At 61.0% G+C, this 23,454-nt stretch carries 24 protein-coding genes, 2 tRNA genes and 1 other RNA gene; 11 read left to right on the top strand and 16 right to left on the bottom strand.

What is annotated here, in order from left to right; translation table 11 throughout:
* Positions 1-2 precede the first annotated feature (2 nt).
* Positions 3-1,793, bottom strand: coding sequence for an ATP-dependent nuclease (locus MHAR_RS12770; protein ID WP_014585865.1), 1,791 nt, complete (start codon positions 1,791-1,793; stop codon positions 3-5).
* Between the two features lie 517 nt (positions 1,794-2,310).
* On the opposite strand from MHAR_RS12770, the gene MHAR_RS01490 reads away from it, so the two are divergent.
* Complete coding sequence (locus MHAR_RS01490) at positions 2,311-3,384, top strand: GHMP family kinase ATP-binding protein (protein WP_014585864.1); 1,074 nt, start codon at positions 2,311-2,313, stop codon at positions 3,382-3,384.
* A gap of 37 nt (positions 3,385-3,421) precedes the next feature.
* Here the strand turns inward: MHAR_RS01490 and MHAR_RS01485 are convergent, their stop codons facing one another.
* Genes MHAR_RS01485 through MHAR_RS01470 form a run of 4 tightly spaced genes read right to left on the bottom strand, consistent with a single transcriptional unit; the run spans position 3,422 to position 5,588 of the window.
* Positions 3,422-4,318, bottom strand: coding sequence for a DUF2099 family protein (locus MHAR_RS01485; protein ID WP_014585863.1), 897 nt, complete (start codon positions 4,316-4,318; stop codon positions 3,422-3,424).
* Positions 4,319-4,353: 35 nt separating this feature from the next.
* Positions 4,354-4,770, bottom strand: coding sequence for a peptide-methionine (R)-S-oxide reductase MsrB (gene msrB / locus MHAR_RS01480; RefSeq protein ID WP_014585862.1), 417 nt, complete (start codon positions 4,768-4,770; stop codon positions 4,354-4,356).
* A gap of 55 nt (positions 4,771-4,825) precedes the next feature.
* Positions 4,826-5,338: a nitroreductase family protein gene (locus MHAR_RS01475; protein WP_014585861.1), complete on the bottom strand. Its 513-nt coding sequence runs from the start codon at positions 5,336-5,338 to the stop codon at positions 4,826-4,828.
* 4 nt (positions 5,339-5,342) lie between these two features.
* Positions 5,343-5,588: a hypothetical protein gene (locus tag MHAR_RS01470; protein WP_014585860.1), complete on the bottom strand. Its 246-nt coding sequence runs from the start codon at positions 5,586-5,588 to the stop codon at positions 5,343-5,345.
* A 144-nt stretch (positions 5,589-5,732) separates the two neighbouring features.
* Between MHAR_RS01470 and ffs the strand changes: the two genes are divergently transcribed.
* An RNA gene (ffs, locus tag MHAR_RS12765) (signal recognition particle sRNA) lies at positions 5,733-6,047 on the top strand.
* Positions 6,048-6,129: 82 nt separating this feature from the next.
* Here ffs and hsp20 read toward each other — a convergent pair.
* The 4 genes from hsp20 to MHAR_RS13575 all read right to left on the bottom strand — a co-directional run bounded on the left by hsp20 (position 6,130) and on the right by MHAR_RS13575 (position 9,335).
* Positions 6,130-6,714 carry an archaeal heat shock protein Hsp20 gene (gene hsp20 / locus MHAR_RS01465; RefSeq protein ID WP_014585859.1) on the bottom strand — a complete coding sequence of 195 codons (585 nt, stop codon included), beginning with the start codon at positions 6,712-6,714 and terminating at the stop codon, positions 6,130-6,132.
* Between the two features lie 373 nt (positions 6,715-7,087).
* On the bottom strand, positions 7,088-7,723 hold the full coding sequence (locus tag MHAR_RS01460) for a hypothetical protein (RefSeq protein WP_143763225.1): 636 nt from the start codon (positions 7,721-7,723) through the stop codon (positions 7,088-7,090).
* Positions 7,724-7,795: 72 nt separating this feature from the next.
* Positions 7,796-7,972: a hypothetical protein gene (locus MHAR_RS13580; RefSeq protein ID WP_014585858.1), complete on the bottom strand. Its 177-nt coding sequence runs from the start codon at positions 7,970-7,972 to the stop codon at positions 7,796-7,798.
* 37 nt (positions 7,973-8,009) lie between these two features.
* Positions 8,010-9,335 carry an Nre family DNA repair protein gene (locus MHAR_RS13575; RefSeq protein WP_081472240.1) on the bottom strand — a complete coding sequence of 442 codons (1,326 nt, stop codon included), beginning with the start codon at positions 9,333-9,335 and terminating at the stop codon, positions 8,010-8,012.
* Positions 9,336-9,384: 49 nt separating this feature from the next.
* Between MHAR_RS13575 and hisI the strand changes: the two genes are divergently transcribed.
* Genes hisI through MHAR_RS01440 form a run of 3 tightly spaced genes read left to right on the top strand, consistent with a single transcriptional unit; the run spans position 9,385 to position 11,784 of the window.
* The gene (gene hisI / locus MHAR_RS01450) at positions 9,385-9,732 is read left to right on the top strand and encodes a phosphoribosyl-AMP cyclohydrolase (protein WP_014585856.1); all 348 of its coding nucleotides are present in this window, start codon (positions 9,385-9,387) and stop codon (positions 9,730-9,732) included.
* A complete protein-coding gene (locus MHAR_RS01445) occupies positions 9,729-11,006 on the top strand; it encodes a radical SAM/SPASM domain-containing protein (protein ID WP_014585855.1) in 1,278 nt (425 codons plus the stop codon). The genes hisI and MHAR_RS01445 overlap by 4 nt, the downstream gene beginning before the upstream one ends.
* Entirely contained in the window at positions 10,891-11,784 is an 894-nt protein-coding gene (locus tag MHAR_RS01440; RefSeq protein ID WP_338039951.1) for a CBS domain-containing protein, read from the top strand. The genes MHAR_RS01445 and MHAR_RS01440 overlap by 116 nt, the downstream gene beginning before the upstream one ends.
* Before the next feature lie 17 nt (positions 11,785-11,801).
* Here the strand turns inward: MHAR_RS01440 and pyrH are convergent, their stop codons facing one another.
* The 6 genes from pyrH to glyS form a co-directional block, all read right to left on the bottom strand.
* Positions 11,802-12,470, bottom strand: coding sequence for a UMP kinase (gene pyrH / locus MHAR_RS01435; RefSeq protein ID WP_048144229.1), 669 nt, complete (start codon positions 12,468-12,470; stop codon positions 11,802-11,804).
* A 44-nt stretch (positions 12,471-12,514) separates the two neighbouring features.
* The gene (locus MHAR_RS13570; RefSeq protein WP_187287836.1) at positions 12,515-12,652 is read right to left on the bottom strand and encodes a hypothetical protein; all 138 of its coding nucleotides are present in this window, start codon (positions 12,650-12,652) and stop codon (positions 12,515-12,517) included.
* Positions 12,653-12,849: 197 nt separating this feature from the next.
* Positions 12,850-13,494 carry an adenylate kinase gene (locus MHAR_RS01430; RefSeq protein ID WP_014585852.1) on the bottom strand — a complete coding sequence of 215 codons (645 nt, stop codon included), beginning with the start codon at positions 13,492-13,494 and terminating at the stop codon, positions 12,850-12,852.
* Between the two features lie 57 nt (positions 13,495-13,551).
* Positions 13,552-13,686: a hypothetical protein gene (locus tag MHAR_RS14020; protein WP_266335527.1), complete on the bottom strand. Its 135-nt coding sequence runs from the start codon at positions 13,684-13,686 to the stop codon at positions 13,552-13,554.
* Positions 13,687-13,715: 29 nt separating this feature from the next.
* Positions 13,716-14,372 carry a membrane protein gene (locus MHAR_RS01425; protein WP_014585851.1) on the bottom strand — a complete coding sequence of 219 codons (657 nt, stop codon included), beginning with the start codon at positions 14,370-14,372 and terminating at the stop codon, positions 13,716-13,718.
* 56 nt (positions 14,373-14,428) lie between these two features.
* The gene (gene glyS / locus MHAR_RS01420; protein WP_014585850.1) at positions 14,429-16,162 is read right to left on the bottom strand and encodes a glycine--tRNA ligase; all 1,734 of its coding nucleotides are present in this window, start codon (positions 16,160-16,162) and stop codon (positions 14,429-14,431) included.
* Between the two features lie 204 nt (positions 16,163-16,366).
* Here glyS and MHAR_RS01415 point away from each other — a divergent pair, with 204 nt between their 5' ends.
* Positions 16,367-16,720, top strand: coding sequence for a hypothetical protein (locus tag MHAR_RS01415; RefSeq protein WP_014585849.1), 354 nt, complete (start codon positions 16,367-16,369; stop codon positions 16,718-16,720).
* A 162-nt stretch (positions 16,721-16,882) separates the two neighbouring features.
* Here MHAR_RS01415 and MHAR_RS01410 read toward each other — a convergent pair whose 3' ends face one another.
* Positions 16,883-18,121, bottom strand: a complete 1,239-nt coding sequence (locus MHAR_RS01410) for a saccharopine dehydrogenase family protein (protein WP_014585848.1) — start codon at positions 18,119-18,121, stop codon at positions 16,883-16,885.
* A gap of 256 nt (positions 18,122-18,377) precedes the next feature.
* Here MHAR_RS01410 and carA point away from each other — a divergent pair, with 256 nt between their 5' ends.
* The 5 genes from carA (at position 18,378) to MHAR_RS14015 (ending at position 23,223) form a co-directional block, all read left to right on the top strand.
* A complete protein-coding gene (carA, locus tag MHAR_RS01405; RefSeq protein WP_014585847.1) occupies positions 18,378-19,469 on the top strand; it encodes a glutamine-hydrolyzing carbamoyl-phosphate synthase small subunit in 1,092 nt (363 codons plus the stop codon).
* Between the two features lie 5 nt (positions 19,470-19,474).
* Positions 19,475-22,687 carry a carbamoyl-phosphate synthase large subunit gene (carB, locus tag MHAR_RS01400; RefSeq protein WP_014585846.1) on the top strand — a complete coding sequence of 1,071 codons (3,213 nt, stop codon included), beginning with the start codon at positions 19,475-19,477 and terminating at the stop codon, positions 22,685-22,687.
* A gap of 116 nt (positions 22,688-22,803) precedes the next feature.
* Positions 22,804-22,877 (top strand) — tRNA-Val (locus tag MHAR_RS01395).
* An 8-nt stretch (positions 22,878-22,885) separates the two neighbouring features.
* Positions 22,886-22,959: transfer RNA gene (locus MHAR_RS01390), tRNA-Phe, on the top strand.
* A gap of 132 nt (positions 22,960-23,091) precedes the next feature.
* Complete coding sequence (locus MHAR_RS14015) at positions 23,092-23,223, top strand: hypothetical protein (RefSeq protein ID WP_266335526.1); 132 nt, start codon at positions 23,092-23,094, stop codon at positions 23,221-23,223.
* Positions 23,224-23,454: the final 231 nt, after the last annotated feature.

The following is a 23,454-nucleotide window of genomic DNA, read 5'->3' as shown; positions in this document are numbered from 1 at the left end:
ACTCAACCTCTCTTTTCCAAACCAAGGTCATCTGACATCTTTTCGAATAAGGATCTAATTAAGGGAGGGAATCTTAATTTCTCGTCTTCCATCCCTGTTATTGCGTCAGCTATTTGCTTCCCGTATAATGTCTTATTCTTTTCGAGAGTGGAACAAATTTCTTGAAGAGGATTAGTTTCTTCTTCCCATTTAGCTTTTAGTGCAGCCTTATGATGTGGATTTTTGGATTCGGTACATAATATAACATCAATTAAAACATCCTCGTATTCTTGAACAGATATGTATTCCTCAAAATTTTTCCCATCGGGGATTGTAAATCGGCGAGTGGAAGTGATAGGCTCGCCTGCTTTGCTTAGTGCCTTATCAACGTTGGTAATCGTTTCACTTTCACCATCTGAAAAGATATACCAGGGAATTTGGAAACTACGCGCAAGGCGAAGGAATGGGAGATATCTTCCATTACCACCAACACCAACCATTGAAATACCCAACGCGTTGGGATGCTGCCCCCAGTATTTCTCCGCGAAGATGGGGAGTGCTTGATCTTCAGTCTGCTCTCCCTCGAATAGCAAAAGAGCGTTTGCGTAAAGAATTTCACCTCTTGTGTTCATAACCATTCGGTCAATCTTATGTATATCATCTGCCTCTAGTTCTGAGGTGTCCATCTGAGTTACCATGGTATTTTCACCAACTTTTCTGAAGTGGCGGAATTTAGATACATCCGTCTGACCCGCGATATATGGAGAGTGTGTACTGATAATTCGTTGCCCAGGTATTTCTTCTATTTGACTGAAAAGTGCTCGTTGCGCCTGGGGGTGAAGGTGAGATTCAGGCTCTTCTAGCGCAAGCATTGGATGAATATTATCATTTGAATTTCGCTGCTTCCAAGTCATATATGCCCTGAAGGTTAGCACTGCAGCAAGGCTTCTCGTGCCCATACCGTGTCTAGAAAGGGGAAACGACTGAGCACCCTTAGTTGAATAATTTACATCTACACCCTTACTAAGGTCTCTTAGGTGGCGTGGAATAGGGGTAATAGAGACGCTTTCACTATCACCTCCTATCGTTTTGTATAAATCATTCAAATGTTCTTGAAGGTGACCTAAGACGCCACTGCCAGAGATAATACCTTCGTTGATTCTGCCAAGCTCCGCCTCGATTTCAGTTATTTTTCCATTTTCAAGACCGAGATCGGATATTAATTTATACCAAAAGGAATTTCGACTCTGAAATTCCTCTTTTATATCACGTTTAGCATCCAACAGATAGAGAGCTAAGGGTTTTATTTGATACGAGGAAACACTGCCTTTTACTTTTGATAGATTTAACCTATTAGGATCTTGCCAATCTGCCAAGAATTTTCGCTCAACTTCATACCCCCCTTCCGTTGAATCCCACCTCATTTGAGTACGAATAGCCACAAATTCGTTACCATCATCATCTTGTGATATACCTTCTCCATATAGTTCAATCCAATAGCACCCTTCGGGAAAAATATCAATTATATTTCCACCTTTATCGATTGGTCGGATAAGCAAATCAATAATAACTTCTCGTTCTTTAGGAGCTTTTGTCTCAGATTGTGCCAAAAATATATCATCTGATGATATATTGTGCCTTCCTGCTCCAATTGCCACAAAAAGTGCATCAAGAAAGCTCGTCTTTCCTGCGTTGTTCTCTCCTATAATGACGGTCAGCCAATCTAGCTTGACGTCAACTTCCTTGAGGGAACGGAAGTTACGAATACGAACTTCTTCGATTTTAACGCCACTAAATTGCGAAATGGCACACACCTCCCATCACCTTACACGCTGAAGCTTAGGTTGATATTTCGCCTTGTCAGAAATAAGTTTTGGTAGGTTCAAAGAAGCGTCTCCCATAATATTGTATCTATTTATATTTTTAATATACACGCCCGCCTAAACAGCGAAATCCTTTTCAACCAAAACCGCTTACTGTCGCCCATAATTTTATGTTATCGTACATGTTTGGAGGAGAGATCGATTTGAATCCGAGAGACCTTGCACCGACGCACTCAAACGCTCACGATTCCCCGCCGCAGCAGCGGCCCTGATCTTCCTCGCGCAGCGGCCTTGCCCGGCCCTTCCCGCCTCGATGATCCTCATCCTCGCGATCACCTTCTCTGTAATACCTTGACCCACCTCGCCGTCCGCGTCGCCGCCACCTTCATCCCCGGCCGAAGGCTCCCCGATCCCCGCCAAGAGAATATACTTTGACCGAACATTATGAGGATATGCCCAGCGGAAGCTCGATCATGATCATAATCACAATAGGCTGGAGGCCCCTTACATGCCCAAGCTGAAGATCCGGGGCGGGGACCTGGACCTGGTGGAGTACGAGTTCAGCCCCTTCACCCCCGGCGAGAAGATCAAGGCCCTGGGGATCGGTGGCCGGACCCTCGCCCCCCGGGAGGGGAAGGTGAGGGTGACGGCGCCGGGGAGGATCCACCTCACCGTCCTGGACATGAACCGCTTCGCCCCCAACAGGCCCGGCGGCGGAGGGGTCGGATTCGCCCTACAGATTTACTGCTTCGCCGAGGTGGAGTGCACGCCCGGAAAGACCGAGATCGACTACTCGCGAGAGCCGATCGTCCGCCACTTCGTCGCCGTCTTCAAGGAGGCGACCGGCTACAGCGGCGGCTTTTTGATCAGGGTGAGGGACCACGACCAAAAGCACGTCGGCCTCGGGTCCACCGGCTCGGTTTTAGTGGCTCTTGCCAACGCCATGAACGAGGCCCTCGGGGGACCCCTGACGAAGGACGAGATCCGCCTCCTCATCGGTAACAACTACGTCGAGGAGACGGAGGACGGCCGCGTGACGCTGGGCTTCGAGACCGGCGTCGGCCCCGCCGCCGTCACCTACGGCGGGATGGCGGTGATGGGCGACGAACTGACTCTTGCCTACCACCACCCCTTCGCCGAAGGAAAGAACGTCTTCGTCATCATCCCCGAGACGACCGTCTCCTCCTCGGGGAGGGCGGAGTTCGACCTCCTGATGAACCGGGCCCGTAACCTCGACTACCAGGACCGGGAGCTGAAGGCCTACTTCATCCTGATGGACCTGATCCCCGCCCTGGAGCGCCGCGACCTCAAGAAGATCGGGGAAGTCATCTGGGAGATCGAGTTTCGGGGCTCGAAACGGGCCGAGGTCGAGCACCACGGCTTTCTCATCTACCAGCATATGAGCCGCCTTCGGGAGGCGGGGCTGGAGTTCGTCGGGATGAGCTCCGTCGGCCCCTCGATCGCCGTCGTGACCGAGCGGTCGGAGATGGAGATGGCGGAGATTTTGGCGCCGATGGGGCTTTCCGTCGCCATATCGACGAAGGTGGACAACGTTGGCCTGAAGGTGGAGTGGATCGAGTAGGAGCCGCCTTCGACCCATCCCCCGCCGAGACCCTTCCTCATCCCTTATTTGGACCCCTCAATCCCTGGTAGACCGGCAGCTTCTCCTCCGGCCCGTAAGGAAGGGTCGCCCTGTGCATCACCAGGCTCTCGTCGAAGGCGAGCGCCCGATTCAGGACCAGCCTCTTCCCAGAATCGGTGAGGGCGTAGACGGGTATGGAGATCCCGATCTGAAGCTTCGCCCGTTTTCCGACGACCTCCCGGACCTCCCGCGAGGCGCAGCCCCAGACGACGTCGCAGGTCTCGGCCAGGACCTCCGCCTGATCCTCGGCGACGTCGAGGTTGTGGACCGCGAATATCACCGGCCCCTCGCCCGCCTGCCCGCAAGCCGAGGCTGAAGAAAGCTTTCTGATCTCTCCGGCCTCGAAGGCCCTCTTCCCGGTGATGGTGACGACGATCCGCTGGTAGCCTGCGGCAAGGGCCCTCCGGTAACCCTCCACCTGATCGATGCTGCCCCGGTCGTCGAGGAGGATGCACCCTCTCTCACGAAGGCCCGCCTGGATCTCCTCGATCGGCTCGGTTCTGATGAGGCCCGTCATGTGGGCGCCCAGGGCGGCCACGACCTCGGGCCTCGCGGCGACGACCGTCCCCGCCCCCTCGCAGACGACGACGGCCGCGTCGACGAGCCCCGATCTCATGGCGTCGGCGATCATCTCCGAGGCTCCGAAGCTGACGGGCCTATCCGAGAGCTCCAGGACTCGATGGGGGCCGTACATCCCCAGCTCCACCATGTGGCCCCTCAGGACCGACTCGACGGTCTTGCGGGACTCGACCCCGTGCCCATAGAGGCCGCTTCGCAAGGGACACCATCTGACCTTCGGGTCCGTCAGGACCTCGATCTCGCCGTCCCTCACCCTCACCAGGGCCCCGGCCATCTCCAGCATGTGCTCTGCCAAGCGAATCCGCCTTCAAACGCCTCTCTCTTCTTTCCTCATCCCTCAGAAACCAGCTCCTCCTCGGGGACGAACTTCAGGGCGGCCGAGTTGATGCAGTACCTGAGCCCCGTCGGGGGCGGCCCGTCCTCGAAGACGTGGCCGAGGTGGGAGTCGCACTGCGCGCAGATCACCTCGACCCTCACCATCCCGTAGCTCTCGTCCTCCCGCTCCGCGACGGCATCCTCGGAGATCGGCTCCACGAAGCTCGGCCAGCCGGAGCCAGAGTCGAACTTCGCCTTTGAGGAGAAGAGGTCATTTCCGCAGGCCACACACCGGTATATGCCCTTTCCCTTAAAGTCGTAGTACTTGCCGGTGAAGGGGGGCTCGGTCCCCCGCCTCCTGGTGACGATGTACTCCTCCCGAGTGAGAAGATTCTTCCACTCCTCGTCGGTCTTGACCACCTTCTCGACCATCAGAATACCTACCTCGGACCTGAGATCTTCGCGCCATCTCTTCCCGGCGGCCCCCTCATCCCCAGCTCTCGAAGGCGACGATCTCGCCGATCTCCTTTCTGGGCCTCGGATGGGGGGACTCGTCCGGATAGCCCAAGGGCAGGAGCGCCACCACCCTCACCTCTGGGGGTATGTTCAGGATCTTCTTAACCTCCTCCTCGTAGAAGGCCCCGATCCAGCAGGTCCCCAGCCCCTCGGCCGCCGCCGTGAGGACCATATGCTCGACGGCGATGGCGAGGTCGATGGGGTAGGTGAGCTGGCCGCAGGTCATGACGTAGTCGGTGACGGTGGCGCAGGCGGCGATCACCACCGGGGCCTCGCCGACGAAGGTCTGGCCCTTCGCCGCCTCGGCGAGCCGCTTCCGCCTCCCCTCGTCCCGAACGACGACGAACCTCCACTCCTGGAGGTTCTTCGCGGAGGGGGCGAGCCGTCCCGCCTCCAGGACCCGGTCGAGCTTGTCGTTCTCGACCTTCCGGGTGAGGTACTTTCTTATGCTCCGCCTCTTTTTTATCGCCTCGGCGAGGTCCATCCGATCACGCCCTCTTCTTCAGCTCTTTCGATAGCTCGACCCCGAGGTCGGTGAACTCCCAGACCCCGCCCTTCTCCCTCAGAAGCCCCTTGCCGGCGACCTCCTCCAGGGCCCTCCCCACCACGGGTCCGGTGAGTCTGCCGAACTTGGCGACCTTATCCGCGGGCTGGGGCCCCTTCGACTCGATGATCTCCAAAACCTTGATCCTCTGCTTGTTTCCCATCACAAAGCCTATCAGCTCTTCCATCATCTCGCACCTCCTCACCTTAATCGTCGTTCAGGTCCTTATAGAGATCCCCGTCCAAACCCCGAATTTGATCCTCGATCCGATCCGGGATCATATTTTGGGTCAAATCTTGCGTTAGGTTTATGTTCCACCAGAAGACTCTGATATCCGCGGGCTAGTCCGGGTGGCTCGGCGTCACCTGTAACCCGAGATCGCCGATATGCGGGGGACGAAGCTGGTGGACGACTGCGGTGCTGCAGGTACAGTCCAGTTGCCGACTGTGATTCTCCGCCCTGTGGGGACAGCATTGACGTTCGGGCCTGCCGGAGGGCAGGTCTGTTCATCTCAACTGCGGGGACCGGTTCAGGCCCGGAAGGGAGCAGACCTACCGCGGATAACTGTCGCTTGCAGACTTGCGGGGAGGAGAAGGTCTCTGGGGCACCTGGCCTGTGGCGTTGCTGGCTACCGCCGGCGCGCCCGCATTAAAAAATAAACTTATCCGAGATAGATTATCCGACGGGGATCCGACTGGGATCCGTCCGGGATAAATCGATCCGGGATAAATTTACTCGATCTTGATCTCCTTCCCCTTCTCCGCCTTCAGCTTCTTCTCCAGCTCGATGGAGAGGACCCCGTTCTTGTAGGACGCTTTGGCGCTGTCGGGGTCGACCTCGGCATCGAGGGCGATGGTCTTCGCGAACTTCTTCTCGCCGGTCGTCTCGATCCGGACCGACCTTTCCGTCGAGTCGAGCTTGATATTCTCCTTCTCCACACCGGGAAGCTCGGCGAAGATCTTGTAGAGGTCGCCATCCTCCATCACGTCGACTAAGGGCTCCCGCCCAGAGCTAGGCTCGATCCCGCCGCGGCTGGGGCGGATGTTTCCGAACTCCCGGAAGGTCGGCTCCTTGCCCGGCTCGGCGGTGTAGCTGAAGCCGTAGACGAAGGGGCCGTAGCGACGGGACGTCCCGCCGGGGGTCTCCTCCTCCCGGACCAGCTCCTTCAGGTCCTCGGGGATCCCCTCCTGAAACCTCCTGATCAGGTCCTCGAAGGGGTCTCGATAGATCCCCTCCTCTCTCTCCTCCTCGAAGGGAAAGCCTCTGAAGAGCCCCTCGAAGGCGTCGAATATGGATGGGTATCTTCTCTTTCTCATGCGAATCTGTCACCTCTATTTTATCGGTCAAGGTTATTATTATAGGGGCGCTCGGATATACGCTTTTTGGTGATCGTGGAGCGAAGGAATGGATGAGAAGATCCAAATCACGGTCCTGTAATGAGAAATTTTGGAGGCTGAGCTGAGGTTTAAATGATTGTATCACCCAACCATCTGGAGATTGAGACCGCTAGCAGAGATAATACGCAAATACATTAGTTCTAAATAATCTTAAAAGTTTTTATCCAAAATGTTTAGTCAGAAGAGCGTTAGAGAAATTTCGCATTTAATAGGCTTCACATGCTTCCCTGATGGGTGACCCATGTTCTCGCGGCTACAAGGGCAGAAAAAAAGACTCGATATTCCTTCTATATCAGACTTTTTCCCCTTGCAATATACACAGTCGTTCTAATTCCTCCATCGATTTAACGTACATAGTATCGATAACCTGAAAGGGATAAGGTGCATCAATTGGTTGTAGTTTTAGAAGTCCGTGTGGATCGCTTGGATCGTGCTCCAGTGGAACTGCGTATCTACCGCCCCATCTTACAAACTTATCGAGTTCATCCATCATGCTTTTTTCTTCTTTGCTGAATTTTATCCCCATATGCTTTGCATCCAAGAGTCTTCGAAGCCCATGCTTATTGAGAATTATTTTCGAACTCATATCACCCCTTACCTGAGCTTTGAATGCAGCGTAATCAACAATTGCATCAACAGAATCGCTATCATCTAACCATTCCCCGCAGATAACTATTCCTCTGAATATATTCTCCATTGAGTATCCCATAAGCATCATAAAAACGGGGTACTGATCAATATTAAAGAAATGTTCGTGAGTCGTGTGAAGCACTCCTCCGTTACTGAGTGATTCCATGATTCTCTTATTTAAGTGAGTATAAGCTTCTAGGTAAGCTTCACGGATCATATCAGCTGAGTTTTTTAGAGTTTTTGCCATATTATACCAATTAGTTCCATTTTGCCATCCGGCAAAGTTGAAATTGGCCATGAATATAACATAATTTTATCTAATATAAATTTTCTGGACATATTCCTAGAGATTTATAGGTGCGACCATATCTCATAATCCGAGTTCTGCCTTGTGGCTCTTCCACGAAATGCCCTTCTCCCTCGTTTCTCGGGCGAGCCTGTCCAGCTCCTCGGCCTCGGATTCGCCTTCATCAACACATCGAACCGAATCTCGCCTAAATTTGACCGAAGACATCAAATCCCTCGTTTCATTATCTCCGCGTTCCATAGGCGCTCCTCACCGAATTATAATCCATCATACACCTTCAAAAGAACCTTGCCAGCGTCGTCTGCCCCGCCCCTCGCGCCAGCTCCGAGTGAGGCCGCCACTCCCGCGCGGGCGTCCGCAGGCGCGTCGCCATCTCCGCCAGGGCCGCCTCCAGGGTCTCGAAGCTCCGCGGCTCGCCCGCCAGGGCGGCCCGGGCCGCCTCCCGGACGACCCAGACCCCCAGGGGCGCCCAGTACTCCTCGGTGATCTCCCGGACTGCGAGGATCGCAGACTGCCGCCTCATATCGGCGAGCCGCTCTAAAACGGCGAGGCGGGCGGCGTAGTACCCTCCGGCAAGATCGCTATAACCCTTCTTCGGGCCGGGCCCCTCCCGGTCCGCGCCGATCCACGCCTCGCCGCCGGACCAGACGGACCGGGGGAGCCAGATCTCGATGAGCTCGTAGGTGAAGGAGCCCGGGGCGAGGAGGATCTCGAAGTGATTTGCCAGCCTCTCGCCGGAGAAGAGGAGGTAGTCGCCTACGGGCGGATCGTCCTGGATGGCGGCGGCGAGATGCTTTCCTGCGATGTCGTCGGAGGCGGTGATCGACCACCTCGTGGGGACGAGCTTTCTGTTCTTTCCCAGGAGCCCCAGGGAGAGGAGCCGCGAGATCCCGTCCACCTCGACCCCCGCCTCGAAGAGCTCGCCGACGGCGGCGGTGGCCAGGAGGTCGGTATCCCCCACCACCTCGTCGACCTTCCGGGGGACCGTCGGGTTCGAGATGATCTCCATCTCCTCGACGGTCCCGACCGGCCCCGAGGGCATCATGAACCCGTCGAATCGGAGCCGCCCTCGGGGCGGCTTTGCGAAGGTCACCTCCGTCTCGACGGGGGTCGAGGAGATGGCGATCTCCTGGGCCATCTCCAGGAGCTTTCCTGGGTTCTTCGCGTCCCAGACCTCGACCCTGGTGGAGGACCTCACCATCGAGGACCGGAGGGCGACGATATCGCCGACCCCCATCTCCGCCAGCTCCGCCGGCCGGGTGAAGAGGGAGGGGGAGAGAGGGGGGCGGGCCCTGGGGACGGGGCCCGATCCGGTGGCGGTGGCGGCGGCAGTGGAGGCGGAGCCGGAGCCGGATCCTGATACGAGGGCTGAGGCGAGGGCGGCGACCCCGTCCTCCAGCCCTGCGCCCTGGGCCGGGAGGAGGGGGCCGGCGGAGACCCGAGGGTAGCCGAACCTGCCGACGAAGACCTCTGGGGGCGACGGCCCCTCGAGGGTCGTTCCCAAATTCGGAAGCTCCGATGCCACCCGGAAGCTCCTCAGGATCGGACAGACCGGCCTTCCGCAGAGCCCCCGCCCCTTGCACCGGACGCACCTCGTAGCCAACGGATCGAAAACGGCTTTTATAGGATATAGCCCCTATCATCGAGGCATGATGGAGATCAAGGGCGACCTCGTCCCGGCGATCGTCCAGGACGCCCGGACCGGGGAGGTTCTCATGCTCGCCTACATGAACCGGGAGGCCCTGGCGAAGACCCTGGAGACGGGAAAGGCCCACTACTGGTCGAGGTCGAGGGGTAAGCTCTGGCTGAAGGGGGAGTCCTCCGGCCACTTCCAGAGGGTGGTGGAGGCGAGGATAGACTGCGATCTGGACGCGATCCTCCTGAAGGTCGACCAGTTGGGGGGGGCGTGCCATACGGGCTATCGATCCTGCTTCTACCGCGACCTGGAGGGGAAGATCGTCGGAGAACGGGTCTTCGACCCCGAAGAGGTCTACCGGTGAGGGAGAGGTCGAGGGAAGGGGCGGAGGGCGAGGAGGCCGGGCGGTACACCCTCGCCAGAAGCCCCCTCCTCCGGGTCGAGGCGTCGGTGGAGGAGGGGAGGGTCCGGCTGAGGGGCGAGGGTCCGCTATCCCGCCTCCCCTTCGTGCGGTCCGCCCTGGGGATCGCCGACGGCCAGATCCCGGTCTCGGCCGGGGAGAGGCTGATCCTCTCCACCTGGTCTCCGCCAATACCGAGCAGGCCCTTCGACCGGCTGGTGAGAAGCTACGTCAAGGCCTCCTTCGGGGTCCGGACCCCCGACCAGGTGACGATATCCATCACCGAAGAGTGCCCCAACCGCTGCCTCCACTGCGCCCTCCCCGACTCAGGCAGACACCACCGCCTGGAGGTCGAGGAGGTCGAAGACGTCGTCAGCCAGGTCCTCGATCTGGGAACCACCCTCGTCATCTTCGACGGCGGGGAGCCGACAACCTACCGGGAGCTCCCCGACCTCGTCCGGGCCGTCGACGAACGGGCAGTATCGACTATCTTCACCTCTGGGGCGGGTTTCACCGAACGGCTCGCCCGGAATTTGAAAGATGCGGGCCTCTACGCCGTCAACGTCAGCCTCGACTCCGCCGCCGAGGCGGAGCACGACCGGATGAGGGGTAGGGCAGGCGCTTTTCGCGACGCCATGAGGGCCGTCGAGGAAGCCCTTGCCGCCGGCCTCCTCGTCGACCTCTACGCCGTCCTCCGGCGGGATAACGTCTCAGAGATCGAGGCGTTTCATCGGCTGGCCGCCGAGATCGGCGCTGATGAGCTGACCTTCTTCGAGGTCGTCCCTACGGGGAGGTGGTCGGAGGAGGTCGGTTCGATCCTGTCGGTGGAGGACTACGCTGCCCTCGACGAGTTCGTCTCGGCGGCTCCGCCGCCCCGGACCTTCTCCGTCCCCGCCGCCTTCCGGGAGGTGGGCTGCTTCGCCGGGAGGAGCTGGATGCACATCACCCCGGAGGGGGACGTCTATCCTTGCGCCTGTCTTCCCAAAGTGGTCGGAAACGTCCGGAAGGAGTCTGTCAAGAGAATATGGCGAAGGATGGCGAAACTGCCTTATGGAGGCAGCAAACGCTGCCCTGCGCGGAGGTTTTGCTCTGAAGATCAACACGTATATATAGCTGATAATCATGACGGACCTTCCGATCAGCATGGAACTCACACAGATACAAAGGGAGATACTAACTGCGCTGATAAACTTGCAAAGACGAGAGGGAAGAGCCGTAAAGGGCGAAGAGATCGCTGATATCATAGATCGCAACCCTGGAACCATCAGGAACCAGATGCAGTCTCTCAAAGCCCTCCACCTGGTAGAGGGGGTTCCAGGGCCAAAAGGCGGATATAAGGCCATCGCCGCCGCTTACGAGGCGATCAACCTGGACGCCGATGATAATGTGGTGGACGTGCCGGTGATCAGGAACGGATCGCCCGTCGATGGCGCTACAGCCAACGAGATCACCTTCTTCACCGTCATGAGGCCGAACCAGTGCAGCGGGATCGTCCAGATCATAGGGAACATCAGGGACTTCGACATAGACGACGAGATAGAGATAGGGCCGACCCCCGTCAACAAGACCCACATAAAGGGAGTCGTGACAGGCAGGGACGATACCACCAACCGGCTGATATTCGATATTAAGGAGATGGCCGCGATCCCCAAGATCCCGGTGAAAAACCTGGCAAGGCCTGCCATTACCATAGATCCCGAAATATCCCTCCTGGAGGCGTGCAGCAAGCTCCACCACTTGAAGGCGAGGGCGGCCCTCGTCGGGAAGAACGGCAACCGTAGCGGGGTCATCTCCCTCGAGAATATCGTCAGAGGGATGGCCGAGGGGAAGAAGGACATGCCTGTATTGGAGTGTATGGAGAGGGATTATCCCACCGTCGAAGGGGACGAGCCGCTCCACGTCGCCATAAGCAAGCTTGGAGAGACGGGGGCCTCTCAGGTCGTCGTCACCGAATCAGACGTTCCTTTCGGGATGCTGGACGCGAGAGACCTGATCCGTTGCATGGTCCGGTTCTGAGCCCCGGCCCCTCCGGCTCAGGAGATCTCCGTCCCCGAGTGGCCACCCTCGGCCCCTCTTTTCAGATTTTCGACCTCGCCGCCGTAGACGACGGCGGCGGGGATCCGGCTCCGCTCCAGGATCTTCGCCGCCAGGGGGTCCACCGGGGAGCGCGACCCGGCCTTCATCTCCGTCTCCATGGCGAGTCGGACGAGGTCTTTGGCGGTCATCTTATCGAACTTCTTCGCCCCCGGATCGATCTCGGGGTCGGCGGAGTAGACCCCCTCGACGGAGGTCGCGACGATCAGCCGGTCGGCTCCGACGTACTCGGCCAGCAGCGCCGCCACGGCGTCCGTCGTCTGGCCGGGGGCCATCCCCCCGAGGACGACGATCTTTCCTCCGGCAGAGGCCGAAAGGGCGCCAGCGTAGCTCTCGGCCGGCTCGGGGGCGGCGGCTCTCCCGAGGGCGGCGATGAGGAGCATGGCGTTCATCTTCGTCGCGCCAATGCCGAGGAGGTCGCAGAAGGCCTCGCTCGCCGCGAGGGCCCGGGCCTTGGCGATGTATTCGCGGGCGATCTTGCCGCCTCCTACGACGACGAAGACCTGGTGCTCTTCAGCGAGTTCCTTGAGGGCGTGCGCGTAACCCTTGAGGCTCTCAGCATCGCGGCCCGCCAGGATGGAGCCGCCGAGGGAATAGACGAGTATCATGGGGGAGGGCAGGATTATCGGCGGATAAATAGGTTGCTTGTGATTCAGCTCCCCCACTCAGCCAGCTTTCGGCGGACGGTCTCTGCGTGGGGGCTCTCGATCTCCTCGTAGATCGCAAGGGCGGACCTGGCCAGAGAGACGGCCTTCTCATTTTGGCCCAGGGCGTGAAGAGAGAGGGTCATATTGAATAGGTCGGCTCCTTCGCCCCGGCGGTCTTGGTGAACGCTTCCGCGCCTTTAGCTAAGAGCGGTGCGGCAAAGGCGGCCAAACTTGCCGGATCAAGTACCATTTAAATCGAAAGATAAGTTGGTGAATGAAGATGATAAGTTTTTGGATAACACCAACCAAAAAGAGCAAAAAAGTTATGATGAGGGGCGCTTTAAATCTTATCCAGCGCCACGGCGACCTTCCCGAAGATCTCCTTGATATCGCCTACGCCGACGACCGTGGCGACGATCCCCCTTTTGTCGTAGTAGTCGATGAGGGGCTGGGTCTGGGCGTGGTAGGCCTGGAGCCTCTCCTTGACCGTCTCCTCGGTGTCGTCGGCCCTCTGGTAGAGGTCGGCCCCGCAGGCGTCGCACTTGCCGGCTACCTTTGGCGGGTTGAACTGGACGTGGTAGGTGGTCCCGCACTTGCACATCCGCCGGCCGGTGACCCTCTTGACCAGCTCCGCGTCGGGGACGTCGATGTTCAGGACGACGTCGATCTTCTGGCCCAGGTTGGGGAGGATCTTGTCCATCGCCTCGGCCTGGGGCATCGTCCTGGGGTAGCCGTCGAGCATCCAGCCGCCCTTGACGTCGTCTTTGGCGAGCCTGTCCTTGATGATGTCGATGAGGAGGCTGTCGGGGACGAGCTTTCCCGCCTCCATGAACTTCTTCGCCTCCACTCCCAGGGGGGTGCCGTTCCTGACGTTCTCCCTGAGGATGTCCCCGGTGGAGATGTGAACCACGCCGTACTTGTCTGCGATCATCTTCGCCTGAGTGCCCTTTCCGGATCCTGGTGGACCTAGCAGTACTATGTTCATAATATCCCTCCTGTATTCCTTCCGATGAACAGCAACTCTTCGAGCCCGCGCCTCCCCCTACAGCTTCGCCTTCGCCCTCGCCCTCCGGGGCGTTGATCTCGCGTCTCCATCCAAAGCTTTCGGGACCCCGCCCCTGGGGCGGATGGCATGGCCGCTGGCAGTTGCTCTCGTCTCCGTTAAGGAGACTCTCAACAACGTTAAAAAACCTTTCTCCGCCGGATTCAGAGGAGAGCTGCCAGGGACATCGCCGACCCGGCGAAGAGGGGGATGGTGAGGTTGTCGTCGACGACCTTTCCCCGGAAGGTGAGGGGAAAGGCATCGGCGAAGGTCGCCGCCGCGGCGCCGACGGTGCAGACGAGGAGGGATAAAACCCCGGGGCCGGAGAAGTAGGTCCCCTCGAGGATCCTTGCGGCATATCCGATGGCAAGACAGACGGCGAAGGTCCCCGCCACCACCGGCAGGGGCTTCCTCCTCCGCCCCCCGCCCTCCATCATCCGGGTCCTCACCGCCGACCCCCGGACGACGGATCCGATGATCCCGGAGGCGGCGTCCCCCAGGGCGAGCATCAACATCGCAGCCGCGGCGATGGGGGGGGAGAATAGGGCGACCGTCATAAGGGCTCCCAAGATGTAGTAGAAGTACCCTGCGACCCTCTCCTCCTCGTGGTCCCGGACCGCCGGAAGCCGGAGCTTCCCGGAGAGCCTCGCCCGTTCCAGGAGGGCCGCCACCGCCAGGGCTGCGGCGACGAAGCCGATGGCTGCGGCCTTTCCGAAGAGGAGTAGGGCCGCCGGGACCGAGAGCCCTGTCAGATGGATCGCCTTCCTCCTCGCCTCCGTCGAGAGAGCCGCCCGCCGCTCTGACCCCTTCATCAACGCCATCCAATCCCCCTTCGATGGAGAGGTCCGGCCGCCTGCCGCCTGAGATCCCCTCGCCCTCAGCCCCGGAGGGGGGATCCGGCCCCGGAGAAGTCCGCCTCCCCTCTCAGCAGGGAGGCTACGATCTTCGCCACGTCGGACCTGGCGATCCGGATCTGGGCCATGGAATCCCGGTCCCGGATGGTGACCGTCCCCTCCTCCAGGGTCTCGTAGTCGACGGTGACGGAGTAGGGGGTTCCCACCTCGTCGTTGCGGCGGTACCGCCGGCCTATCGACCCCGAGGAGTCGTACTCGACCCGGAGGTCCAGGGAGCGCAGCTCCCGGGCGATCTCCTCCGCCGGGCCGATCAGCTCGGGCCGGTCCATCAGGGGCAGGACCGCCACCTGGATCGGTACGACCCGGTTCTTGAGGGCGAGGACCGCCCTCGTCTCCCCCTCCACCTCCTCCTCCCGGTAGGAGTGCTCGAGGACGGAATAGAGGATCCGGTCTATCCCGAAGGAGGGCTCGATGACGTGGGGGACGACCTCCTCGCCCCGGACCTCCTCGGTCACCATCTCGAAGGCGACGAGGGAGGGGTCCACCTCGACCCGCTCGCCTTCCACCTCCACCACCACTGGCACCCTCTTCAGCTCCTCCATCGGGAGGGCGGTGAGGGCGTCGGCGACGGCCTTCGCCCTCCCGCGATAGAGGGGGCCGAGCCGCTTCATGTCGGGCCTGACGACGAGCCGCTCCTCCCGCCTGGGCTCGGCGAAGGGTAGGTAGACGGTGAGGTTCGAACCGCTCTGAGCCATGTGGGAGCGGAGGTCGTAGTTCGTCCTGTCGGCGACCCCCACGATCTCGATCCAGCCGAACCTGTCCAGGAGGGCCTCGGCGTCCCAGCAGTCGGCGGCGTAGTGGGCCATCTCATCCGCCTTGTGCTGCCGGAACCGGAGCCTATCCCTCGATAGCCCGGCCTCGATCAGGAACTGATAGGTCCGGGCGACATAGTAGCCGAGGGTCTCGTGGGCGATGATCCCTCGGGCGACGGCCTCGCCGACGGCCATCTCCTCCGTCTCCCCCCTCTCCTGGGCCTCCTGGGAGCGGAGGGGGAGGACCAGGTCCGCCACCTCCCCGAACCGGGGATGGCTCTTATCCTGGGGGTTGATGAAGATCTCCGCCTCGGCCTGGGAGAACTCCCGGAGCCTTATGACCCCCTGGCGGGGGGAGATCTCGTTTCGGTAGGACTTTCCGATCTGGACGGCGCCGAAGGGGAGGCGGTCGCGGTAGTGGCGCAGAAGCCGCTGAAAGTTGACGAACATCCCCTGGGCGGTCTCGGGGCGGAGGTAGCCGGGCTGCTTTCCTCCCGGGCCGATGGAGGTCTTGAACATCAGGTTGAACTCGTAGATCTCCGAGAGGTCGCCGCCGCACTCGGGGCAGAAGACGTCGTTCTCCTGGATGACGCGGTATATCTCCTCGTTCGCGAGGGCGTCGGGGACCTCGACGATGTGCTTTATGAGGTGGTCAGCCCGATAGATCTCGCCGCACTCCCGGCACTCGGTGAGGGGGTCGGAGAAGCCGGATAGGTGTCCCGAGGCCTTGAAGATCTCCTCCACACCGATGGTGGGGCACTCGATCTCGCAGAACCCCTCCCGGATGACGAAGAACCCCCTCCAGAGGTCCTCGATCCCCCTCTTGAGCGGGGCTCCCAGGGGGCCGTAATCGTAGAAGCCCGCAGCTCCGCCGTAGAGCTCGAAGGCGGGCCAGATGAAGCCCCGCCTCCTGGCAAGCTCGATCACCTTCTCGTACGTGTCCATAAGCCAATCCTCGCCCCCCATAGACCGCAAGAGCCCATTTAACCTTTGTCGTACGGCTCCTGGGGTCTCAATCCGAATAATAGGCGGCAGATCCTCGAGATCGCCCCGGCGCCGGGGTCGGCTGGGGCGGAGCGCCGGGGGCCTCCCCTATCCGACAGAGTTTTTAAGTAGGTGAGCGTATCAGCGGTCGGTGAGTGATAACTCATGAAAGAGATCATAAAGTTAGGGTTAGTGATGGGCGTTCTGTTCTGCGCCGCCATCGGCGCCGCCAGCGCTCAAGAGGAGCCCTCTGAGGACTACAAGAACGGGTTCTACGACGCCGCCGTGGTCATCGGCCAGGCCACCGGGATGGGCGGAAGCCTGGAGCAGCTCTACAACGCTCTGGGCGGAGAAGCCACCCCGGAGACGGCAGACATCGTCGAGTACTACAACAACCAGACCACCCTCTTCAACCAGCAGGTGATCCCCTACGTGAATGGAGTCATCGACCAGGTCTTCGGCCCCGATGACAACCGGTCCGCGGACCTCTATCTGGTGGAGCTTCCCCTCATTTCCTGATTTTGGAGATGATGGCCGGGGAGGCGGAATGCACCGCCCCGGCCAACTCCAACCATATTCCATCCTCGGCTAAATTCCGTACTTTAGAGCCAGCGCCTCATTTTGTTCCGCCGCCCCCCCGGGGAGCCCTCTCTTCCGTCCTCGATAGATCCCAGGAGAGGCTCAGACCCCCGTCCGGACCGTCTCCAGGAGGAAGATCCCCCGCAGTTCCAGCTCCCGGAGGTACCCCTCGTAGACCGCCCCCCGGATCCCGTCCTCGGGGGCGACGATCCCCCGCCCCCGGAGCTCGCCGCGGCCGAGGATCCTCGCGGCGACGGCCGCCGAGGAGCCCGTCACCCTAGCCATCGCCGATACGCCAGCCACCTGGTCGGGGCCGGCGAGGAGGAGGTGGTCAACCCTGGCCGCCTCCCCTCCCTTCAGCCCCTGGACGGAGTTTGCCATGATGCAGAGGTCGGTCTCCCCCGGCAGAGGCCGGAGCCTCGGCTCCACCACCGAGATGAAGAGCTCCCTGGGGCTGATAGAGCAGCCAGCGACCTCCATCGGCTCAAGATCCAACAGGCCGCAACGCCGGAGGAGGTCGATCCCCTCCCAGTGCCCCGGCCACCGGACCGTCTTCTCGGTGAACTCGGCGAGGCCCGGCCTCGTATAGAGAAGGCTCGGCATCCCGGGGGTGGCGGCGGCCTCGAACTCCTCCCCCAGGGGCCCGAAGACGAACCTCTCCCGCTCCGTCAGGGGGGCGACCTCGACGATCCTCCCGCCCCGGAGGACCCTCGGCCGGACCATGTACTCCCGGAGGACGTGCCCGAAGGACCAGGTGACGGTGTACCATAGGGGGTGGCGGGCCGCCGCCTCCTTCGAGGGGACGCCTCCTACCCGGGCGGTGGCCCTCTCCGCGGAGTCGAGGAGGTCGATCCCCCGGCCGATGGAGGCGTTCGAGAGCCCCGGGGCAAACCCCATCCCGTCGAGGAGGGTGACGCCGTTCTCCTCCGCCCTCCGGTGGAGGGATTCGCCGTACTCGTCCGGGGTCATGCTGGCCGGGACGGGGAGCCCCTCCGTCTCGTAGGGGTCGGGCCGCCGGTGGTACTCCTCCAGGACGTCGACGGCGTCGAGGGAGGCGTCGATGGCCGCCTCCAGGGCCCGGTAGCTCGTCCTCCGATCGGGGAGGGCGATGACCCCGACGTCGTAGCCCTCCATCAGCCGCCGGACCTCCCGGGCGTCGCCCCCGCCGACGTCGCAAGGATGGAGGCGGAGCTTGTCGCCCCCGATCCAGGCGGCGGCCCTCTCCAGCCGCCCCGCCCTGGGGCCGACGAGCCCCACCACCTCCACCTCGCCGGAGCCCGCCAGGTCCCGGGCCGCCGCCGACCCGATCCTGCCGGCCCCTCCAATGACCAGCACCCTCATATTCCGGCACCTCCACAGCGACCGTCCTCTCTCGGCATATCATCACCTCTTTGAGGTTCTCGTCCCCTATTTTATATCAAGGACCCGCCGGGTGGAGAGAGGCGGGAGACGGGAGATGGGGCCAACGATCTCGGCCTGCTGGGGGCCCGGGCGCCGCCCGACCCGGAAACGGCTTTCCGGCGGGGCTTTGCGCCCTTCGCCCCTCGATCATGTCGAAACCTATTTAGACCACCTCCTTGCTTGTGTTGGCGATACTATGATCGGCGTCTTAGGGTTGGAAGACGGCACCAGGGTCGAAGGGGTGGGCTTCGGGGCTCCCGGCGTCGTCTCTGGCGAGCTGGTCTTCGTGACGGTGATGTCCGGCTACGAGGAGGCTCTCACTGATCCCTCCTACAAGGGACAGCTTCTGACGTTCACCTACCCCCTCATGGGCAACTACGGGGTGAGCGGCGACCACTTTCAGTCAGACCGGATCGGTGCCGCCGCCATGGTCTGCAAGGAGATCTGGAACAGGCCCCTCCACCACCGGTCGACGAGGACGATATCCCAGTTCCTGGAGGAGGAGGGGGTCCCCGGAATCCACGGCCTGGACACGAGGATGCTCACCATCAAGATTCGAAATCAGGGGGCTATGAGGGCTGCCCTCGCCGTCGGCGAGGGGCCGGATGTGATCGACGAGGACGTCGTCGGCCTCGCAAAAGATCAGCCGGACATATCGAGCCTCGACCTGATAAGCGCCGTCTCCTGCAAAAGTCCCTACCGGATCCCCGGAGACGGCCCGAAGGTGGTGATGATGGACCTGGGGATCAAGAGGAACATCCTCGACTCCATGGCGTGCCAGGGCTTTGACATAGTGGTGGTGCCTTCGGACTCGAGGATATCGGATATCGAGAGGTACGATCCAGAAGCCTTATTCATATCCAACGGCCCCGGCGACCCTGAAAAGGCCGGGCGGGCGATCGAGGCGGTGAAGCACTTCGCGGGAGAGAAGCCGGTCTTCGGAATATGTCTGGGGCTCCAGGTGATCTGCCTCGCCCTGGGGGCGGAGACCTACAAGCTGAAGTTCGGCCACCACGGCGGAAACCAGCCGGTGAAGGACCTAGAGAGCGGGATCGTCTATATAACATCCCAGAACCACAACTTCGCCTTGCGCCCCCAGTCGGCAGAGGGGACCGGCCTCAAGATCACCCAGGTCAACGCCAACGACGGGACGGTGGAGGCGGTCAGGAGCAGCTACCTGGGGATGGAGGCGGTCCAGTACCACCCCGAGGCGAGGCCCGGCCCCCTCTGCACCCGGGAGAGGTTCTTCTCCTCCGTGGCGAAAGAGATTGAGAAGAGGAGGAGGTGAAGGAAATGCCTAAGAGGCCCGAGATAAAGAAGGTCCTCCTGATAGGATCTGGACCGATCCAGATCGGCCAGGCGGCGGAGTTCGACTTCTCCGGATCGCAGGCCTGCAAGTCCCTCCGGGAGGAGGGGGTGGAGGTGGTCCTCGTCAACTCCAACCCCGCCACCATCATGACTGACCCGGAGATGGCGGACAGGATCTACATCGAGCCCCTCGTCCCCGAGGTCGTCGCCAAGATCATCGAGCGGGAGCGGCCCGACGGGATCATCGCCGGGATCGGGGGGCAGACCGGCCTGAACGTCACCAGCGAGCTCGCCGAGGGAGGGGTCCTGGAGAGGTTCGGGGTCGAGGTTCTCGGGACGTCCGTCTCCGCCATCCGGGAGACGGAGGACCGGGACCTCTTCAAGAGCGCCATGATCAGGATCGGCGAGCCGGTCCCCAGGAGCCGGGCCGTCGACTCCCCGGAGGGGGCGAAGGAGGCCCTGAAGGAATTGGGCCTCCCCCTCATCATCAGGCCCGCCTACACCCTCGGCGGCTCCGGGGGGGGCTCGGCGGAGACGGAGGAGGAGTTCTTCAGGATCGTCGAGATGGGGATGAAGAGGTCCCGGATCCACCAGGTCCTGGTGGAGGAGAGCCTCGTCGGCTGGACGGAGCTGGAGTACGAGGTGATGAGGGACAGAAACGACACCTGCATCACCATCTGCAACATGGAGAATATGGACCCCATGGGGATCCACACCGGCGAATCGATCGTCGTAACCCCCATCCAGACCCTCACCGACGAGGAGGTCCAGACCCTCCGCACCGCCGCCATAAACATCATCCGCGCCCTCAAGATTGAGGGGGGGTGCAACATCCAGTTCGCGGCGAAGGACGGCGAGTACCGGGTGATCGAGGTGAACCCCCGGGTATCGAGGAGTTCGGCCCTAGCCTCCAAGGCCACCGGCTACCCCATCGCTCGGGTCACCGCGAAGATCGCCGTCGGTATGACCCTCGACGAGATCGGAAACGACGTCACCGGCGAGACCCCCGCCTCCTTCGAGCCGACGGTCGACTACGTCGTCATGAAGATCCCCCGGTGGCCCTTCGACAAGTTCGTCAAGGCAGACAGGACCCTCACCACCTCCATGAAGTCGACGGGGGAGGTGATGGCCATCGGCAGAAGCTACGAGGAGGCCCTGATGAAGGCGGTCCGGTCCCTGGAGATCGACAAAGACCTCGGCTACGCCGGCAAGTACGAGCCCTGGACCGACGAGGAGTTGAGGCATCTATTGGCGACGCCGACCGACGAGCGGCTCTTCGCCATCTATGAGGCCCTCCGGCGGGGGGTCACCGTTGAGGAGATCTCGGACCTGACCGGGATCCACCCCTACTTCATCGCGAGGATCGAGAACGTCATCGAGATGGAGAGGGAGATCGCCGCCGGCCTCTCGGTCCCGGTCCTCCGGAGAGCGAAGAGGATGGGGTTCTCCGACGAGAGGATAGGAAAGATCCTGGGGAAGAGGAGGGAGGAGATCGCCGACCTCCGGATCGAGAGCGGGATCCTACCGACCTTCAAGATGGTCGACACCTGCGCCGCGGAGTTTGCGGCCAGGACCCCCTACTACTACTCCTCCTACGAGGACGAGTGCGAGCTTCTCCCCTCCGAGAGGAAGAAGGTCCTGATCATCGGCTCCGGCCCCATCAGGATCGGCCAGGGGATCGAGTTCGACTACTCCACCGTCCACGCCGTCCAGGCCCTCCGGGAGCTGGGGATCGAGGCCCACATAGCAAACAACAACCCCGAGACGGTATCCACCGACTACGACACCTCCGATAAGCTCTTCTTCGAGCCCCTGACCCTCGAAGACGTCATGAACATCATCGAGAAGGAGAGGCACGATGGCGTCATGGTCCAGTTCGGAGGCCAGACGGCGATGAACCTCGCCATCCCCCTGGAGAGGGAGATCGCTAGAAGGGGCCTGCCGACGAAGATCCTGGGGACGAGCCCCGAGAGGATCGACATGGCCGAGGACCGGGAGAGGTTCAACCTCGCCCTCCGGGAGATGGGGATACCCCAGCCGGAGGCAGGCTACGCCACCAGCCCCGAGGAGGCGAAGGCGGAGGCGCGGCGGATCGGCTACCCCGTCCTGGTGAGGCCGAGCTACGTCCTCGGCGGCAGAGCGATGGAGATCGTCTACGACGAGCGGGAGCTTGTGGTCTACATGAGGGAGGCGGTGAGGGTCTCCCCGGAGCATCCGATCCTCATCGACGACTTCCTCCAGAACGCCGTCGAGATCGACGTCGACGCCGTCTCCGACGGCCACGACGTCCTCATCGGGGCGATCATGGAGCATATCGAGGAGGCGGGAATCCACTCCGGCGACAGCGCCTGCATCATCCCGCCCCAGACGATCCCCGCCGCCGTCCAGGATACGGTCCGGGAGTACGTCAAAAAGATCGCCCTCGCCCTGGAGGTGAAGGGGATCCTCAACATCCAGATGGCGTACAAGGACGGGATCGTCTACGTCCTGGAGGCGAACCCCCGGTCGTCTAGGACGATCCCCTTCGTCTCGAAGACGGTGGGGCTGCCCCTGGCGAAGATCGCCGCGGGCGTCATGGCGGGAAAGAGCCTGGCGGAGCAGGGTGTCACCCGCGAGCCGACGATCCCCTACGTCTCGGTGAAGGAGGTCCTCTTGCCCTTCGAGAAGCTTCCCGGCGCCGACACCCTCCTGGGGCCGGAGATGAGGTCGACGGGGGAGGTGATGGGGATCGATTACATCCCCGGCCTCGCCTTCTTCAAGGCGGAGCTCTCCGCCGAGAACCCCCTCCCGACGGAGGGGGTGGTCTTCATCTCGGTGAGGGACGAGGACAAGGGGCCGGTGGCCGAGGTGGCGAGGAAGCTCGCCGATTCGGGGCTCTCGATCATCGCCACCCAGGGGACGGCCGAGTTCCTCACGAAGATGGGGGTCGCCGTCAAGAGGGTCGAGAAGATCTACGTCGGAAGCCCCAACGTCCTCGACTACATGAAGCGGGGAGAGGTGAGCCTCATCATCAACACCCCGACGACGAAGCAGTCGGTGAAGGACGGCTTCCAGATCCGCCGGAACGCCGTCGACTACCACGTCCCCTACATCACCACCGTCCAGGCGGCCCGGGCCGCAGCCCAGGCAATCGAGATCGCCAAGGTGGGGGAGATCACCATCAAGCCCCTGGAAGAGTACCACCGGGAGGTCCGGTGAGGGATGGCGAGGGAAGGGGGCCGGAGAGGGGCTCCGACGCCATCCGCATCCCGCTCCCGCCCTCCCCAGACCGAAGGGTTTATCTCCGAAAAGCTCAGAGGGGGCTTCCGTCGCGTGGGCTCGTGGTCTAGCTGGTTATGACATCGCCTTGACATGGCGGGGATCATGCGTTCGAATCGCATCGAGCCCACCTTACTCGCCCAGGTAGCTCAGTCCGGGAGAGCGTCAGACTGAAGATCTGAATGTCCCCGGTTCGAATCCGGGTCTGGGCACTAGCTTTCTTTTATATAGCGATACTTCCTCGTGGCCGAGCCATCTGCTCGTCTCCAGCGGGCGGGGATCCACCAAGAGTTCTGGTAAAGGAAAGAAATGGTTATATAGATGCAGTATAAAAATATTTGGTCATGGCGCAGAAGACCAAATCGAAGTTGGATCCTCTCGAGAAGGTAGGCGGAGAAGGGGCTGAAAAGGTCGGGCAGAAGGGGAGATCTGAGGCAGAGCCGAAGAGCATGAAGGTCGTGGTCGTCAAAAGGTGAAGCCTGCCCAAGATGCCACCCTCGATTAGTAGGATACGATGGGGACCTGAGGGGCATAAGTCACTGAAGAGAAATGGCTCTTCTGGCTTCATAATTTTAGTTTAATTGATTCCCCCTATGGCCCCTGGTGCTGGCGGAAGGCGGATTAGCGAGAACAGCGGAAGAAGAATCAGCTTGGCGATGCCGATACATTTTTGGTGGGTTGTTACAGTCCCCTTCAAAGAGGGTGAG

The organism is Methanothrix harundinacea 6Ac, assembly GCF_000235565.1.
In the GTDB taxonomy this organism is placed as follows: Archaea; Halobacteriota; Methanosarcinia; order Methanotrichales; family Methanotrichaceae; genus Methanocrinis; species Methanocrinis harundinaceus.
Note: the sequence above shows the minus strand (reverse complement) of the source record. Positions and strands in the feature narration are given on the sequence as shown.

Excerpts from the sequence above, each read along its gene's own strand:
- hsp20 (WP_014585859.1), bottom strand. The coding sequence starts at position 6,714 with ATGAGAAAGAGAAGATACCCATCCATATTCGACGCCTTCGAGGGGCTC.
- MHAR_RS01410 (WP_014585848.1), bottom strand. The coding sequence starts at position 18,121 with ATGAGGGTGCTGGTCATTGGAGGGGCCGGCAGGATCGGGTCGGCGGCG.
- MHAR_RS13570 (WP_187287836.1), bottom strand. The coding sequence starts at position 12,652 with ATGACCCTCTCTCTTCACGCCCTGGGCCAAAATGAGAAGGCCGTCTCT.
- carB (WP_014585846.1), top strand. The coding sequence starts at position 19,475 with ATGCCTAAGAGGCCCGAGATAAAGAAGGTCCTCCTGATAGGATCTGGA.
- MHAR_RS01415 (WP_014585849.1), top strand. The coding sequence starts at position 16,367 with ATGAAAGAGATCATAAAGTTAGGGTTAGTGATGGGCGTTCTGTTCTGC.
- MHAR_RS01470 (WP_014585860.1), bottom strand. The coding sequence starts at position 5,588 with ATGATGGAAGAGCTGATAGGCTTTGTGATGGGAAACAAGCAGAGGATC.
- MHAR_RS01440 (WP_338039951.1), top strand. The coding sequence starts at position 10,891 with ATGACGGACCTTCCGATCAGCATGGAACTCACACAGATACAAAGGGAG.
- MHAR_RS13580 (WP_014585858.1), bottom strand. The coding sequence starts at position 7,972 with ATGGAACGCGGAGATAATGAAACGAGGGATTTGATGTCTTCGGTCAAA.
- carA (WP_014585847.1), top strand. The coding sequence starts at position 18,378 with ATGATCGGCGTCTTAGGGTTGGAAGACGGCACCAGGGTCGAAGGGGTG.
- hisI (WP_014585856.1), top strand. The coding sequence starts at position 9,385 with ATGGAGATCAAGGGCGACCTCGTCCCGGCGATCGTCCAGGACGCCCGG.
- MHAR_RS01460 (WP_143763225.1), bottom strand. The coding sequence starts at position 7,723 with ATGGCCAATTTCAACTTTGCCGGATGGCAAAATGGAACTAATTGGTAT.
- MHAR_RS01425 (WP_014585851.1), bottom strand. The coding sequence starts at position 14,372 with ATGGCGTTGATGAAGGGGTCAGAGCGGCGGGCGGCTCTCTCGACGGAG.
- glyS (WP_014585850.1), bottom strand. The coding sequence starts at position 16,162 with ATGGACACGTACGAGAAGGTGATCGAGCTTGCCAGGAGGCGGGGCTTC.
- pyrH (WP_048144229.1), bottom strand. The coding sequence starts at position 12,470 with ATGATACTCGTCTATTCCCTCGGCGGCTCCATCCTGGCGGGCCGCGAT.
- msrB (WP_014585862.1), bottom strand. The coding sequence starts at position 4,770 with ATGGTCGAGAAGGTGGTCAAGACCGACGAGGAGTGGAAGAATCTTCTC.
- MHAR_RS14015 (WP_266335526.1), top strand. The coding sequence starts at position 23,092 with ATGGCGCAGAAGACCAAATCGAAGTTGGATCCTCTCGAGAAGGTAGGC.
- MHAR_RS01430 (WP_014585852.1), bottom strand. The coding sequence starts at position 13,494 with ATGAACATAGTACTGCTAGGTCCACCAGGATCCGGAAAGGGCACTCAG.
- MHAR_RS01475 (WP_014585861.1), bottom strand. The coding sequence starts at position 5,338 with ATGGACCTCGCCGAGGCGATAAAAAAGAGGCGGAGCATAAGAAAGTAC.
- MHAR_RS01490 (WP_014585864.1), top strand. The coding sequence starts at position 2,311 with ATGCCCAAGCTGAAGATCCGGGGCGGGGACCTGGACCTGGTGGAGTAC.